This is a genomic window from Pseudomonas plecoglossicida NBRC 103162 = DSM 15088, assembly GCF_000730665.1.
GTDB classification, from domain to species: Bacteria; Pseudomonadota; Gammaproteobacteria; order Pseudomonadales; family Pseudomonadaceae; genus Aquipseudomonas; species Aquipseudomonas plecoglossicida.
Genome location: NZ_BBIV01000002.1, coordinates 207,575 through 224,245 on the forward strand (window position 1 = coordinate 207,575; position 16,671 = coordinate 224,245).

At 62.7% G+C, this 16,671-nt stretch carries 7 protein-coding genes; 2 read left to right on the top strand and 5 right to left on the bottom strand.

Features of this window, described 5'->3' with window-relative positions:
- Positions 1-8: 8 nt before the first annotated feature.
- The 5 genes from mscK to betI all read right to left on the bottom strand — a co-directional run bounded on the left by mscK (position 9) and on the right by betI (position 9,314).
- Positions 9-3,317, bottom strand: coding sequence for a mechanosensitive channel MscK (gene mscK, locus PPL01S_RS01070; protein WP_016395417.1), 3,309 nt, complete (start codon positions 3,315-3,317; stop codon positions 9-11).
- A gap of 35 nt (positions 3,318-3,352) precedes the next feature.
- A complete protein-coding gene (locus tag PPL01S_RS01075; RefSeq protein WP_016395416.1) occupies positions 3,353-5,095 on the bottom strand; it encodes a potassium/proton antiporter in 1,743 nt (580 codons plus the stop codon).
- A 202-nt stretch (positions 5,096-5,297) separates the two neighbouring features.
- Positions 5,298-6,989 (bottom strand): choline dehydrogenase, encoded by a 1,692-nt coding sequence (gene betA / locus PPL01S_RS01080; RefSeq protein ID WP_016395415.1) that lies wholly within the window; start codon positions 6,987-6,989, stop codon positions 5,298-5,300.
- A 157-nt stretch (positions 6,990-7,146) separates the two neighbouring features.
- The gene (gene betB, locus PPL01S_RS01085; RefSeq protein ID WP_016395414.1) at positions 7,147-8,619 is read right to left on the bottom strand and encodes a betaine-aldehyde dehydrogenase; all 1,473 of its coding nucleotides are present in this window, start codon (positions 8,617-8,619) and stop codon (positions 7,147-7,149) included.
- A 38-nt stretch (positions 8,620-8,657) separates the two neighbouring features.
- On the bottom strand, positions 8,658-9,314 hold the full coding sequence (gene betI / locus PPL01S_RS01090) for a transcriptional regulator BetI (RefSeq protein ID WP_028625084.1): 657 nt from the start codon (positions 9,312-9,314) through the stop codon (positions 8,658-8,660).
- 477 nt (positions 9,315-9,791) lie between these two features.
- Between betI and PPL01S_RS01095 the strand changes: the two genes are divergently transcribed.
- Positions 9,792-11,795, top strand: coding sequence for a BCCT family transporter (locus PPL01S_RS01095; RefSeq protein WP_016395412.1), 2,004 nt, complete (start codon positions 9,792-9,794; stop codon positions 11,793-11,795).
- A gap of 122 nt (positions 11,796-11,917) precedes the next feature.
- Positions 11,918-16,555 carry a dermonecrotic toxin domain-containing protein gene (locus PPL01S_RS01100; protein WP_028625085.1) on the top strand — a complete coding sequence of 1,546 codons (4,638 nt, stop codon included), beginning with the start codon at positions 11,918-11,920 and terminating at the stop codon, positions 16,553-16,555.
- Positions 16,556-16,671: the final 116 nt, after the last annotated feature.

The window sequence follows — 16,671 nt, forward strand, 5'->3', positions numbered from 1 at the left end:
GAGTCCACTTACACCGCTTGAGTGCCATCCGTTTTCGGCGGCTCCAACGGAATCAACTGCTGCTTGCCGCCCTTGGCATCCATCAGGAACACCTCGACCTGGCGCACGGAGATCTTGATGTCGTGCGCCTTGAACTCGCGGTTGATGTAGCGGTTGATTTCGTCCAGCGTCGGGTTGCGGTCGCCCAGGTCGCGCACGTGCATGCGCAATTCGTGGTCCAGCGAGCTCTCGCCGAAGTTGAGGAAGTACACGATCGGCTCCGGGTCCTTGAGCACCCGCGGGTTTTCATGGGCCCCCTTGAGCAGCAGGTCACGCACCAGGTCAAGGTCCGAGCCGTAGTCGATGCCCAGCTTCAGCGTCACCCGGGTGACCGTGTCGGTCAGCGACCAGTTGATCAGCTGGCCGGTGATGAAGGTCTTGTTGGGGACAATGATGTCCTTGCGGTCGAAGTCGGTGATGGTGGTGGCGCGGATGCGGATCTTGCTCACCGTGCCCGACAGGTTGCCGATGGTGATGGTGTCGCCGATGCGCACCGGGCGCTCGAACAGGATCATGATGCCGGAGATGAAGTTGGCGAAGATTTCCTGCATGCCGAAGCCCAGGCCCACCGACAACGCCGCCACCAGCCACTGCAGCTTGTCCCAGCTCACCCCGAGGGTCGACAGGGTGCTGACGATGCCGATGCCGACGATGATGTACGACAGCAGTGTGGTGGTGGCATAGGCGCTGCCCTGGGCCAGGTTCAACCGCGACAGCACCAGCACTTCGAGCAAGCCCGGCAGGTTGCGGGCGAGGGCGAAGGTGATGCCGACGATCACCAGTGCGCCGAGCAGGTCGCCGAGGCTGATCGGCACCATGCTGGCGGCGCTGCCGGTGCCGCTGGTGTACTCGTACAAGGTGAAGTTGTTGAGGTAGGCGAACACCGAGATCAGGTCCGACCATACCCAGTACAGGCCGGCGATGAAGCCGCCGAGCAAGGCCAGGCGGATCAGGCGCAGCGACTGCTGGTTGACCTGTTCGATGTCCAGCGTCGGCTCTTCGGTGATGACCTCGCCATCCAGCCCCTCCTTGGCCGCCGCGCGTTTGCTCAGAGCGCGCTGATAGGCCAGGCGCCGCGCCGCCACCGACAGGCCACGCACGAACGCGGCCTCGATCACCAGCCAGAACAGCAGCAGGTACAGGGTGTAGATCAACCGGTCGGTGAGCTTCAGCGCGGTGTAGTAGTAGCCGAAGCAGACCGCCACGAACAAGGCGATCGGCAAGGCGGTGAAGGCCACCCCGACGGCTCTGCGGAACAGCGAAGTGTCACGGTGCGCCGGGCTGCTCAGCAACAGCCGGCTGAGCAGCCAGGCCATCAGTGCGTAGCAGGTCAGCACCACGCCGATGCCCAGCACATCGTCGGCCAGCGCCGAGGGCTGGTGCTCGGCCACCGCCACCACGCCGACCAGCGCCAGCACCACGGTGCCCAGCCGGCGTACCCAGCCGCGCAGGAACTCGACCTGGGGCTTGTGCCAGCGGAAGTGGATTTCCGCCACGCCACCGGGGGCGAGGATGCGGTAGGCGGTGTAGAACACCAGCCAGGCCTGGGCCAGTTGCCACAATGCCGCGCCGAGGTTGGCGTTCTGCTCGCGGGCGTCGATCTGCAAGGCGTAGCTGCACAGGGCAAGGCCCAGGCTGACCGGCATCGCCAGCAGGATGTTGATGAGGATGGCCTGGGGCGTGTGCCACTGGCTGTCGCGGCGGAAGTGACCGATGTCCTGGTGCACCTTGCTCAGCCGCTGGTACAGGTATTTGCGCCGCCACAGCAGGGCGCCGATCACCAGCAGCAGGGGCAGGAACAGCAGCGGCCGCTGGCTCAGGCCGTCGGTCAGCTCCTTGAGGCCGGAGCCCCAGGGCAGGTCGGCGACCTGGGCGGCGAAGCGCTCTGGCACATAGCGCAGCCAGTCCCAGTCCAGCGGCTTGTTGCTGGGGATCCAGAACATCTGCTCGTCCAGGGTGGTGCGCAAGCCCTGGGCGGTGCCCAGCAGCTGCTTCTGATTGAGCTGCAGGGTGATCGATTCGTTGAGCAGCGCCGACAGCTCGCGGTTCAGGCGTTCGAGCAGGTCGCTGCGGGTGATGGCGACTTCCAGCAAGGCCTTGCGCAGCGCCGGGGTCACGTCTTCCTGGGGCTGGTTGGCGAGCAATTTGTCGACGTAGGTCACCGGGCTGCTCATCTGCTCGCGCTGCTGGTTGACCTCGAACTGGTACAGGCGGATGTCGGCGATCTGGTCGGCCAGGTCGCGGTCGAGCTTCAGGTGCGGCAGGGCCTGCTTCTGCTTGTAGAGGATCTTCGACAGCAGCAGGCTGCCCTTGAGCACGCTGATCTGCTCGTCCAGGGCTTGGTCGGCCTGGGTCAGGCTGTCGAGCTGCTGCTTGGTGCGCAGGTTCTGCTGGGTGAGTTCGTTGAGACGGTCGGTGCTCTTGAGCAGGTAGTCGGAGAGCTTGAGGTTGGCGGCGCTCTCGCTGGCCAGTAGGGCACTGCCGCCGGCCTTCTGTGCTTCGATCGACTGCTGGGTGACGGTTTGCTGCGATTGGGCCAGGCGCTTCTCGTTGATCAGCGTCTGCAGGTCCTGGATTTCCTGCTCCAGGCGCGCGGCGCGTTCGATCACCAGGTCGTGGCGGGCGTTGCCGAGGTCCTGCAGCAGGCCGTTGCCGGCCAGCTCCTGGCGGCGCAGCAGGGTCAGGGCGTTGAGCGAGGCCAGCTCGGCGGCGAGCTGGTTGCGCTGATCGGCATTGATCGCCTTGCCACCGTCCTTGCCGCTCTTGAGGATGTTGTTGATCTGCTGGGAGCGGGTCTGGTTGTTGCTGATCTCGGCCTGGGCGCGCTCGGGTCGGGTCTGCGAGTTGATGATCAGGCTGTTGGCTTCCGACAGCGCCTTTTGCAGCTCGCCCTGCTGGATGTTGCGCTCGCTGAGCATCTGCTCCAGCTGCGGCACGCTGAGGTTGGCATAGCGCTGGGCGACCGGTTGCGGCTTGCTGTCCTTGAGCTTGGCCAGCTCTTTCTGGCTGTCGCTGGTTTCCTTCGGGGCGGTGGCCAGCTGTTGCTTGAGCGCAGCGAGTTTCTTCTCGCTGTCTTCCTTGCTGGCAAGCAGCGTGAGGGTTTGCTCCAGCACTTGCTGCAGGGCTTTCTGATCGGCTTCGGGCAGCTTGCGCTCGGCGATCTTGTCGAGGCTGTTCTGGATGCTGGCAGTGGTCGGAGTTTCGGTCGCGGCAGCCGCGAACGAAAGGGACAGGCACAGCCCGAACAGGGCTGTGCGAAGGTACACGCGCAGGGACATAGGCAGACTACTTGAGACTCGGGCGAAATCGCAGTTTAGAGGAACAATCCTGGTCCGGGTCGCGTTCCTTCGGGGAATCTGACGCCCACTTTCTGGATCTTGTTCCCGTCCATGGTCGCCACGGTCCAGATCGTGCTGTTCCATTCGACCTGGTCGCCTACTACTGGAGCGCCTCCGACCTTCTGTCGGATGAACTGCGCCAGCGGCATTTTCGCGTCCAGGCCGTCCAGTTTGAGGCCATAAAGTGCTGCCACCGCACCGAGTTCGGCATCGCCTTCGAGCACGAAGTCGCCGAAGAAACGCAGGTCCAGGCCGCGCTGGGGCGCCTGGCTGAAAAGCTTGCCCAAGGCCGGCAGGTTGTGTTCGTGGCCGATCACGCAAAGCATGTCGCCGACTTCCAGTACGGTACTGCCGGACGGGTGCAGCAACTGCTCGCCGCGGAACAGGGCGGCGATGCGCGTGCCTTCGGGCATCTTCAGTTCGCGCAGGGCGGCGCCGATGCACCACTTCTCGGCGCCCAGGCGATAGACGAACAGCTCCCATTCGCTGGTGACGTGCACTTCCAGCGCAGAACGCGAGATCGGCGCAGGGTCCGGCGGTACCGTGACCTTCAGCAGCTTGGCCATCCACGGCAGGCTGGTGCCTTGCACCAGCAGCGACACCAGCACGATGAAGAACGCCAGGTTGAAGAACAGCTGCGCATCCGGCAGGCCGGCCATCAGCGGGAACACCGCCAGGATGATCGGTACTGCGCCGCGTAGCCCGACCCAGGAAATGAAGCCCTTCTCGCGGCCATGGAAGGCCTTGAACGGCAGCAGCGCGGCGACCACCGACAGCGGCCGCGCGACCAGGATCATCCACAGTGCCAGGCCCAGCGCCGGCAGGGCGATCGGCAGCAGGTCGTGGGGCGTGACCAGCAGCCCCAGCACCAGGAACATGCCGATCTGCGCCAGCCAGGCCATGCCGTCGAGCATGTGCAGGATGCCGTGGCGGCTGCGGATCGGCTTGTTGCCCAGCACCAGGCCGCACAGGTACACGGCGAGGAAGCCGCTGCCGTGCAGGGCGTTGGTCAGCGAGAACACCACCAGGCCGCCGGCCACCACCAGGATCGGGTACAGGCCGCCGGCCAGGTTGATCCGGTTGACCAGCTGCAGCATCAGCCAGCCTCCACCCAGGCCCAGCAGGCCGCCAATGCCGAACTCGCGCAGCAGATGGGTCAGCAGGCTCCAGTGCAGGCCGGTCTGGCCGCTGGCGATCATGTCGATCAGGGTGACGGTGAGGAACACCGCCATCGGGTCGTTGCTGCCCGACTCGATCTCCAGCGTGGCCGTTACCCGTTCGTTCAGGCCCTTGCCGCCGAGCAGGGAAAACACTGCCGCGGCGTCGGTGGAGCCGACGATGGCGCCGATCAGCAGGCCCTGGATCAGGCTCAGGTTGAACAGCCAGGCGGCGACCAGGCCGGTCAGGGCGGTGGTGATCATCACGCCGACGGTGGCCAGCGACAGGGCCGGCCACAGCGCCACGCGGAAGCTTGCCACCCGCGTGCGCAGGCCGCCGTCGAGCAGGATCACCGCCAGTGCCAGGTTGCCCACCAGGTAGGCGGTCGGGTAGTTGTTGAAGATGATGCCGCCACCATCGACCCCGGCGACCATGCCGACGGCGAGGATGATGACCAGGATAGGAATGCCCAGGCGCGACGACAGCGAGCTGACCAGGATGCTTGCGCCCACCAGCAATGCGCCGATCAGGAACAGGCTGTTGATGGTGCTGGCATCCAAAGGCAGGTACTCCGGTACATCGCGGGGAAAGGGACTTGCGAGAATGAACTAGCAGGTCGCGTGCCAATCGATTCTAACCTGATGAATTGGCAGGCTGTAAAGCGTTTCTGCAGATGTACAAAAGGCACCCGGGTGGGTGCCTTTTCAGGTGGTGCCTGGGTGGGCCTCATCGCCGGCTTGCCGGCGATGAGCCCGGGGCAGGTCAGCCTTGCTTCACTTCCCGCATCGGCTTGCCCTTCACCGGTGCACCATTGGCCACGTAGTACTTGGCAGTGCTGCGCGCCAGTGGCTTGCGGCCACGGATCTTGTCCGAGATCTTCTCGGCGATCATGATCGTGGTGGCGTTGAGGTTGCCGGTGATGATGATCGGCATGATCGACGCATCGACCACACGCAGGCCCTTCATGCCATGCACGCGGCCTTCGTTGTCGACCACCGCCATGTCGTCGCTGCCCATCTTGCACGAGCAGGACGGGTGGAACGCGGTTTCGGCGTGCTCGCGGATGAATTTGTCCAGCTGTTCATCGGTCTGCACGTGCTCGCCCGGGCTGATCTCGCGACCACGGTACGGGTCCAGCGCCGGCTGGGCCATGATCTCGCGGGTCAGGCGGATGCCGTCGCGGAATTCCTGCCAGTCCTGCTCGGTGGCCATGTAGTTGAACAGGATGCTCGGGTGTTGGCGCGGGTCCTTGGACTTGGCCTGGATGCGACCACGGCTTGGCGAACGCATCGAGCCCATGTGCGCCTGGAAGCCGTGTTCCTTCACGCCGTTGGAGCCGTTGTAGTTGATGGCTACCGGCAGGAAGTGGTACTGGATGTTCGGCCATTCGAACTCAGGGCGGGTGCGGATGAAACCACCGGCCTCGAACTGGTTGCTGGCGCCGATGCCGGTGCCTTTGAACATCCACTCGGCGCCGATGGCCGGCTGGTTCCACCACAGCAGCGACGGGTACAGGGACACGGGCTGGGTGCAGGCGTACTGCAGGTACAGCTCCAGGTGGTCCTGCAGGTTCTCGCCGACGCCTGGCAGGTCGTGCACCACCGGGATGTCGAGGCTTTCCAGCAGGGCGCGCGGGCCGACGCCGGAGCGCTGCAGCAGTTGCGGCGAAGCGATGGCGCCGGAGCTGACGATGACTTCCTTGCGGGCGCGGGCTTCGACGCGCTCTTCGCTGTCACCAACCAGGTAGGTCACGCCGATGGCGCGCTTGCCGTCGAACAGCACGCGGTCAGACAGGGCATGGGTGACGATGGTCAGGTTCGGGCGTTTCTTGGACTGGTCCAGGTAGCCACGGGCGGTGCTGGAGCGACGGCCCTGCTTGGTCACGGTACGGTCCATCGGACCGAAGCCTTCCTGCTGGTAGCCGTTGAGGTCTTCGGTACGTGGGTAGCCGGCCTGTACGCCGGCTTCGACCATGGCGTGGAACAGCGGGTTGTTGCCGGCCTTGGGCGTGGTCACGCTGACCGGGCCTTCGCCACCGTGGTAGTCGTTCGGGCCGATGTCACGGGTTTCCGCCTTGCGGAAATACGGCAGGCAGTCCAGGTACGTCCAGTCTTCCAGGCCTGGCAGTTCTGCCCAGCCGTCGAAGTCCATGGCGTTACCGCGGATGTAGCACATGCCGTTGATCAGCGAAGAACCACCCAGGCCCTTGCCACGGCCACATTCCATGCGGCGGCCGTCCATGTGCGGCTCCGGGTCGGTCTCGTAGGCCCAGTTGTAGCGGCGGCCTTGCAGCGGGAAGGCCAGGGCGGCTGGCATCTGGGTGCGGAAGTCGAAGCGGTAGTCGGGGCCACCGGCTTCCAGCAGCAGGACGGTGACGCCGGCGTCTTCGGTCAGGCGGGTGGCCAGGGTGTTACCGGCGGAGCCTGCTCCGACGATGATGTAATCGTATTCCATGGCATTTCTCCGAAATGCAGCGGCAAGCTTCTAGCTACAAGCTGCGAGAAAAAGCAGTCGTGCGAAGCTTGCGAATGGATGGGATCTGCAAGGGCCGGTGGCATGACGCCGACCGGCTCTCTCTTGCAGCTTGCAGCTAGCGGCTTGAAGCTATCGGTCAGAAGACCGAGTTGTAGCCGCCCAGCTCGACCTGGACCGACTTGATGCGAGTGTATTGAGCCAGCGAGCTGACGCCGTTCTCACGGCCGACGCCCGACTGCTTGTAGCCGCCGACCGGCATTTCGGCCGGCGATTCGCCCCAGGCGTTGATCCAGCAGATACCGGCTTCGAGCTTGTGGATGATGCGGTGGGCGCGGGTGATGTCGTTGGTGCAGACACCGGCGGCCAGGCCGTAGTCGGTATCGTTGGCTCGGCGGATGACTTCTTCTTCGGTCTCGTAGGTGAGGATGCTCATCACCGGGCCGAAGATCTCTTCCTTGACGATGGTCATGTCGTCGCTGCAGTCGGTGAACACGGTCGGGGCCACGAAGGCGCCGTTGGCGAAGTCACCGGCGGTCAGGCGTTCGCCGCCGCACAGCACGCGAGCACCTTCTTGCTTGCCCTTGGCGATGTAGCCGAGCACGCTTTCCATGTGCTGGAAGCTGACCAGCGGGCCGAAGTTGGTGTTCTCGTCTTCCGGGTTGCCAACGCGGATGCGGGCAACGCGCTCGGCGATCTTGGCTTCGAAGGCGGCTTTCATCTCGACCGGGATGAACACGCGGGTGCCGTTGGTGCAGACCTGACCGGAGCTGTAGAAGTTGGCCATCATGGCGATGTCGGCGGCCTTGTCCAGGTCGGCGTCGGCGCAGATGATCAGTGGCGACTTGCCGCCCAGTTCCATGGTCACTTCCTTCAGCGAGGAGCTGGAGGCGCTGGCCATGACTTTCTTGCCGGTGGTGGTGCCGCCGGTGAAGGAGACTTTCTCGATGCGCGGGTGCTCGGTCAGCCAGGTGCCGACTTCGCGGCCGCTGCCGGTCAGGACGTTGAACACCCCGTTCGGCAGGCCGGCTTCGGTGTAGATCTCGGCCAGTTTCAGGGTGGTCAGCGAGGTGACTTCCGAAGGCTTGAAGATCATCGCGTTGCCGGCGGCCAGGGCCGGGGCGGATTTCCACAGGGCGATCTGGATCGGGTAGTTCCACGCGCCAATACCGACGGTCACGCCCAGCGGCTCGCGACGGGTGTAGACGAAGGAGGATTCACGCAGCGGGATCTGCTCGCCTTCGATGGCCGGCACCAGGCCTGCGTAGTATTCCAGCACGTCGGCGCCGGTGACGATGTCGACGTAGCGGGTTTCCGAGTACGACTTGCCGGTGTCCAGGGTTTCCAGCATGGCCAGCTCGTCGTTGCGCTCGCGCAGGATGTCGACGGCGCGGCGCAGGATGCGCGAACGCTGCATGGCGGTCATCGCAGCCCAGACCTTCTGGCCGCGCTCGGCGCTTTCGACGGCTTTCTCGACATCGGCCTGGGTAGCGCGTTGCACGTGGGCGAGGACTTCGCCGGTGGCCGGGTTGATGGCTTCGAAGGTGGCGTCGGTGCCAGCGTCGACGTAAGCGCCATCAATGTAGAGTTTTTGCGTTCCGAAACGGGCCATAGTGTCCTCGCAAGTGCAGTGTGTGATTGGCTTGCGCGTCACGTTCCTGCCGAGTTGGCAAGCGCCGTGCGCGATTGTTCAGCAGCCTGGTCGTCTGTTGCCAGGGTGTGCTGCTTAGCCAGTTGTAGATCCATGTATTCGTAAGCAATCCGTATCGCCTGGTCGGTGTCGAACGCATCGCCCGACAACGCTCCACGCAGCCACAAGCCGTCGATCAGGGCCGCCAGGCCGCGGGCTGCCTTGCGCGCATGGTAATGCGGCAGGACGCGGCGGAACTGGCAGCACAGGTTGGAATACAGGCGGTGGTCGTTGATCCGCTGCAACCTGTGCAAATCGGGCTGGTGCATGCTGGAAGCCCAGAAGGCCAACCAGGTTTTCATTGCCGGGCCATTCACCTGGCTGGCATCGAAGTTGCCCTCGATGATCACTTTCAGGTGGGCTCGCGGACTGTCGTCGGTCAGCGCCTGACGACGCGCCCTCACGCCTTCGTTGAGCATGCTCATGATGTAACCCATCGTCGCTGCGATCAGGCCGTTCTTGTCCCGAAAGTAGTGACTGATGATGCCGTTCGACACCCCGGCCAAACGGGCAATCAGCGCAATGCTGGCGTCCCCCAGTCCGACCTGATCGACCGCCTGCAATGTGGCTTCGATCAACTGCTGGCGGCGGATGGGTTGCATACCGACCTTGGGCATCTTGCTATCTCCTCAGGCCTGTGAGCAGACGACGGGCGGCTGACTCGGCGAAGGCCAGTCTATTTTGTTTTGATTGAACGTTCAATCAATAAAGAATAAGCTCTGCGACAATTTGTGCCATTGACAGTTTTCAGGCTGTTTTTCGAGCACGAATCGACACCCCAGGAAATCGTGCTAACCCCCGGAATACAAGGCGTTGACGGGCTAGAGCGATGCGAAATACAGATTCTGCCGAACGGTCACCGACCCTGCGGCAGGCCCTTGGAGCGGGCGGGGTGCTCTGTGGCGAATGCGCGCACCATGAACGGTTTTTGCGCTGGCCTGCAGACCACCTGTCTGGATTCTTGCAACGTTTCGATTCGGGATCACGGTTTCCAGGGTGCTTTTATAACACCTGTAGCAGTGGGGCTATTGCACCAATTGCTCGGGACAAGACTGATTAGCCTCCAAAGCCGTACTGCCCGGAGCATTCGTGCAATGAGTTCTGCCTCCCTTACCAAACCCCCCGCCGAGAGGGTACGGGTCAACCGCGTGGTGTTCCTCACCTCCGCGCTGATGATCCTCGTTCTGACTGCCTTGCTGATCGCTGTACCCGAAACCGCCGGCCAAGTGCTGGGCGTGGCCCAGAAGTGGCTGACGCGCACCTTCGGCTGGTACTACATGCTGGTGATCTGCGGTTACCTGGTGTTCGTCGTCTACCTGGCCTTCTCCGACTACGGCAAGCTCAAGCTTGGCGGCAAGGATGACCAGCCTGACTTCAGCTACGGCGCCTGGGCCGGCATGCTGTTCTCCTCCGGGATCGGCATTTCGCTGCTGTACTTCGGCGCGTCCGAGCCGCTGGACCACTACTTCAACCCGCCGCAAGGTTCCCCAGCCAGCCTCGAGGCTGCGCGCCAGGGCCTGCAGCTGACCTTCCTGCACTGGGGCCTGCACGGCTGGGCGATCTACGCCCTGGTCGGCCTGGCCGTGGGTTACTTCGCCTACCGCCACAACCAGCCGCTGGCACTGCGCTCGGCGCTGTACCCGCTGGTCGGCGAGCGCTGGGTCAAGGGTGCCGCGGGCAATGCCGTGGACATCTTCGGCATGTTCGTCACCCTGCTGGGCCTGGTGACCAACCTGGGGATCGGCTCGATGCAGGTGTCCTCGGGCCTCGAGTATCTGTTCGGCATGGACCACAGCAAGACCAACCTGCTGGTGGTGATCCTGGTCATGGCCGGCGTGGCCACCGTGGCTGCGGTGTCGGGCGTGGAAAACGGCATCCGCCGTCTGTCCAACCTGAACATCATGCTGTTCAGCGGCCTGCTGATCTTCGTCCTGCTGGGCGGCGAGACCCTGCACCTGCTCAACGGCTTCGTGCAGAACGTCGGCGACTACCTCAACGGCATCGTGCTGAAGACCTTCGACCTCTACGTGTATGAGGGCGAGGCCGGCAAGTCCGAGCGCTGGCTGGGCCTGTGGACCGTGTTCTACTGGGCGTGGTGGATTTCCTGGGGCCCGTTCGTCGGCATGTTCATTGCCCGTATCTCCAAGGGCCGCACCGTGCGCCAGTTGGTCAGCGGCGTGCTGCTGATCCCGCTGGGCTTCACCTTGGCCTGGCTGTCGATCTTCGGCAACACCGCGCTGGACCTGGTGATCAACCAGGGCGCCGTGGAGCTGGGCAAGACCGCGCTGGAACAACCGTCGATGTCGATCTACCAGCTGCTGGAATACTTCCCGGCGGCCAAGATCGTGATCGGTGTGGCGGTGTTCGTCGGCTTCGTGCTGTTCCTCACCCCGGCCGACTCGGGCGCTGTGATGATGGCCAACCTGTCGTGCAAAGGCGGCAAGGTCGACGAAGATGCCCCGCACTGGATGGTGGTGTTCTGGTCGGTGGTCATCACCCTGGTCACCATCGGCCTGCTGTTCGCCGGTAACTTCGAAGCCATGCAGACCATGGTGGTGCTGGCCGGCCTGCCGTTCTCGGTGGTGCTGGTGCTGTTCATGTTCGGCTTGTACAAGGCCATGAAGCAGGACGTGGCGGTGGAAGGCGAGCGCGCCGAACTGGCCGCCCGTGGCCGCCGCGGCTTCAGCGAACGCCTCAGCCAGCTGGAACTGCAGCCGACCCAGGCCGTGGTCCAGCGCTTCATGGACAGGCACGTCAGCCCGGCGCTGAAAGAAGCTGCCGCGCAATTGCAGACCCTGGGCTTCGAGGTGGAAAGCCGCGTTGGCCAGTCGCGCAACATGATGGGCCTGCGGGTGATGATGGAAGAGGGCAACCCCTTCGTCTACGAAGTGAGCCTGGATGGCTACATGGCCGCGCCGAGCGAGGCGCCGGTCGAGGGCGAGCCCGAAGTGCGCCAGCGCTTCTACCGTGCCGAGGTGTACCTGCACGATGGTAGCCAGGAATACGACCTGATGGGCTTTGCGCCTGAGCAGATCGTGCGTGACGTGCTCGACCAGTTCGAAAGCCACCGGCAGTTGCTGGGTCGCGTTTACAGCTGACCTGGAGCCAGGGCGCTGCCGCATCGGTCCATGACTACGGTCGCTGATGGCATAAGTGTTTAACACCCGTGGGGGGAGCGGCAAATACATGGTGCGCATTCGTCAACAAGCGGATGCGTGCCATGGCAAACCCCACTACCCCCATTCTCGATTTCAAGTATGACGTCGCAGCGCAGTTCGCTGACCGACCGACGTTGCGTCAAGTTGTGAGCGAGCAGCTCCTGTCGGTGCTGATCAAGGAACTGTCTTGGCTTTCATTCGTGGAGCCTAGGCTCACAACGGCGGATCCGTTGATCCTGGACAGCCCGGTAGCGGGTACCGACCACTGGGCTACCGCGCCGTTGGTGGAGGTGGTGCTGCAGGCGATGCTCGAAGGCATGCCTCTCGATCTGGAAACCAGCGGTGGGCGCAGCCACAACCTTGGCTTGGTCAGCACCCACCGTTTCGCCGGCTCGCACAGCGAGCTGGACACGCGCTCGCTGACGGGCGTTTCGCCCGCGCTGAACAGACTGATCGCGCAACTGCCAGGCCATTACTATCAGGCTCAGGTGAACTATTGGCGTGGTCAGTCGCGTTCGAGCGGCAAGAGCCGTGATCAATGGCTGCAACTTCTGATGAAGATGGCCATGATCAGCAACATGCCTTTGCAAAGCCTGGACGAACAACAGCAAGCTTGCATTCGCGGGCTGCTCCGTGGCGGCAGCGACCAGCCTTCAGTGTTCGTGGTGCAGGCGACGCTGAGCTGGGGCGAGCAGGTGTTTACCGAGGCACAGTCTGGATTGCTGGTGACCGGCGAATGGGACGAGCGTGGAGTCATTCTGTGGTGCTCGCCCTCCAGCCAGATCCTGGCTTTCGATTCCATGGATGATTTTGCCGGCGCGTTACGTGATCAGCTTGCCCTTCGCTACCATTTCAGTGCCATGAGCTGGGAGCGATACGAACTGGAAGGCAATGCTTTCTCCCAGTGGGTCGCATTGTTGCTTGACGGTATGCTCGAACGGATTGGCCAGCTGCGCCTGAAGGGGCTGACGCTCGAGGCGTTCGAGGGGATGTACGACACCTTGAGCGACCCTGCCCAATGGTGGATCGCCGGCTACTTCATTGAACCCTCTGCCAGGCAAATCGTGCCGCCCGGGATTGGCGCGGCCAAGCCGATCGACAGTTTTTCCTATCAGGATGCGCTACTCGATTTGGCGCTGGATCAGGCTGATGCAGGCGGTAAGTCTGCGCTAGACGGCATCCTTGACCTGCACAGCTATGCCCGCCAAGCGCTACGCGAGCAATTGTTGAAGGATTATCCGACAGAGGCCAACTATCTTCCCGACGACGTGATCGTGCACCTCGATATCGCCCAGGGCATTCCGGGTGGCGCCGGCACCGGAACCGGTGGCGGTGAGCCGTTGGTGTCGACAGGCACGAAAACCTTGACCGAATTCGCGATCGCCAACCTGAGCGCCCTTGATGGTGAAATCATCACGCGTATCAGCCATTCCAAGGATCAGTTGATCATGCCTTGGCTGGATGCCAAATACATCAAGGCATTGGTGAGTCGGATCGATATCGGTGGCCGTTACCCACGCTACGTCGCTGATGCCTTCGATGATCCGCAGGGGCGCGTCGAGCGCTGCCGGCTCTTTGCCCGGGAATGGCGACAGTCGCTACGTTTCAGCGCCTTGCAGGCGAAGCTCGACAGGAAGATCACCGAAGCCGGTCTGCAATGTGTGGTTGACCTGTGCAAAGGCAACTTCGCGGCACCACAGGACGGTGGGCTGTTACCGCTTTCTTTCAAGCGCTCGTCGACAAGTACCCGGCATGACCTGGTCCAAGGGATGTACCTTTTGTTTTCAACGGAACCTTCAGTCGTGTTGTTGTATCGCCCTCTCTATCCGACAGATCCTTTGCGGCAGTTTTCCAGTTTCGATGACGCGATAGCAGCGATCCGCCTACCTGGCGCCCTGCAGGAGAGCATTCTGACCTGGATGGATACAGGGGTGCGTTCGGTGTATGACCATGGTGGTTTCGCTGAACCTCATATCATCCAGATCGGTCTGGATCCGTATCAGATACCTGACAAGCCTGAACCCGCGCAGCTCGACCTGCAGCTGTGGCTGAAGCAAACGGACGAGCGCCTGTATGGGGCAAATCGGGATCTGTTGATCGAACTGGCTGACCGGCAGAGTACATCGAATGCCGAGAGTCGCTGGGCCATTCTCGGCAAAGGTGCCTGGCTGTTGTTCAACACGGTCTCGCTGTTGGCAAGAGGCCCGATTGCCGCAGCCGCATGGCTGGTGCAGGTGGAAAAAAGCTTGCAGAGCGAGGGTGTGACGCATGGCAGTGAGTTCGAGCGGGAGGCAGCCATTGTCGATCTGATTGTCAACCTGGGCATGACGCTGCTGCATGCGCATGTGCCTGGTGTGACAAGCGCTCAGGGACAGGCATTGCCTCGCGCTGCCGCCTTCGATGGGCCGCTCGCCCAGGACGGTGGCTTTGCCTCCGCTTGGGTCGAGCCGGTGCAAGGCAAGGTGGGGATACCGGGGCCGCTGAAGCTGCCTGGCGAGGTCGAACTCGATTTCAGTTGGCGCGGCAATCAAGGCTTCAATTGGCTTGCCCCGTTTCAGCGCGAAGCGTTGCGGGCGATGCGCTCGAATATCGTTCTGGAGGGACTGGAACCTTCGCCATCCGGTATGTATGAGCGGGACGGGCAGCAGTACATCACCCTGCTTGGCGAAGTGTTTGCCGTGAATGAAACGGAGGAAGGTGTCCAGATAGTCGATGCCGCCGGCAAGTCGGGACCTTGGCTTGTCCGTGAACAGGGGGCCTGGCGGGTCGACAGCCGTCTGCGTCTGATGGGAGGGGCGCCCAAGGTGCGTCTGGAGCAACAGTACAAGAAGATGGAAGTGCGTGCGGACCGCTTGACCGCTGAGGCTAAAGAAGTGCAGGGCACGTTCTCCACCCTCAGCCGTGAGGTAATCGAGATGGAAACCAGGATCGAACAGCTGGGCGCGCTCAAGGCTGCGGAACAAGGCAGGCGTCTGAAGGCCGAGCAGGACAAGGATGAAGCGTTCGACAAGGCCGCCTCGGACAAGATCATGGACGCCTACGAAAAGCGCATCGCTGATCTTGATCTCGCGCAGGATGCCAAGCGCCTGCAGGCGGTAACCCAGGCCGAACGCTTGGTAGCCCTGGATCGCGAACAATGCGAGATCCTGCAGTCGATGCTCGAGCCTAAGTATGGGACCTACCGCAAGGCCGGATTCGAAAGGGCATTGCAGGAACAGTGGGACACGCTCATGGCTGGTGTGATACGTCACAGCGAATTCATCATCGAAGACCTGCAATACCTGGCGAACTTTCCCCGGATGCGAGAGCTGGCAGCTCAGTTCGATGGCGGCGTAACGCCACAGTTGCATGGGCAGTACCGGGCTTTTCGCAGTGAGCTTGAAACCGCCGTGGAGCTTCAAGAGCGGATGCTGGTTGCCCAGGGCGGGCTGGATCAAGTGCTGGTGCAAGTTCCGGATACGTTCGATATCAGCATGGCAAACGCTCCTCGTACCGTAGGTCAGTTGATTGCCGGGCGCCTTTTCACCACAGTCGACCTGCGTTTTCATCATGTCATGAACTTGGCTGACCTTGCGTTGCACCTGGACGGCGGCAACCCTAAGTTGCTCAGGTATCGGGAAGCGCTTGCCAGCGATGCGCTCAGGAGCGCCGGCACGGCCCATGGTGAGTCGCTGATGGCGAACCTGAGCGTGGCCGATCGGATCAGCATCCTCCAGGAGGCCTGGGACGCCTACGCGGTCGCGATCATCGACGCGCTGCACCTGGAGCGCACAGGAGGCAAGTTGGTCGAAGTTTCCAAGCTCGAGCGCTACCGCAAGCACCTTCAATTGCTCAAGGATGACGCCGGCAGGCTTCTGGTAGATGCGCTTGCAGAGGAGGATGGACTGGAAGATGGCCGCAAGAGGGTACCCTATCCCAGAAGCAGCGCGCCGCAGCGGGCTATTCGCAACCGTGACGGTTTGCTGGTGATCGCCACCCAAGCCCGGGGAGGGCTGGAAGTCCAAGACCCTATCAGCAGGGAGAGCCTGCAGATTTTCGATCTGAAGGATGGCGAATGGGTCCAGCGTGAGGATGATTTGCCTGAGCCCGTGTACCAGGGAGCCACAGAGGCTGACACGCTGATCAAGGCGCTGCTCGAAGATAACAAGGACGTGTTGGCGATCGCCGAAGACTATGTCAGAGATGATGCGAACGGCCAGGTGCTGGAACGTCTGTTACAGCGGCAGATCAGACGCTTGCGCGAAACCATGAAGACCCTGACCAAGGACGGCGCGGATGCGCAGCAAATCCACCTGCTGGACACCGCAGTCACCAGCATGCAAGCCCGGCAGGTCCTTCTGCTGACCGAGTTGTACAGCAAGACCCACTACCCGACTGCGCATGGTTTGCGCTTCCTGCACGACCAAGGATTGATCAAGGTCGACTACTCCCGGCGAGACACATCGGTCGCGAGCAGTCCTTTCGATGAGTTCAGGATTACCCGCCTCAACGCCTCTGGCGCCGCAAACGGGCGCGCCATCTGGGCGGCTCACTTTCACCTGGAAGGCCAGGCTTCGACACTCGATACATTCACGTATGCGCACCTGAAGCTCTGGAGCCAGCGCTATCTGGGCAGGCAGTACGAAGCGGCCAGTGGCAACCGGGTGCACCGTGGGCGCCTGACTGCCGAGGATATACAGGGCATCATTTCCCTCACCTGACAAGACTCGAAAAGCGGCCCCGCCTGTATCAGGCGGGGCCTGCCTTCAATTCCATTTGTGCTGACCCCGACTGAAATAGATACCGCCAGGCAAGTACGAATACCCCCACCCTTGTG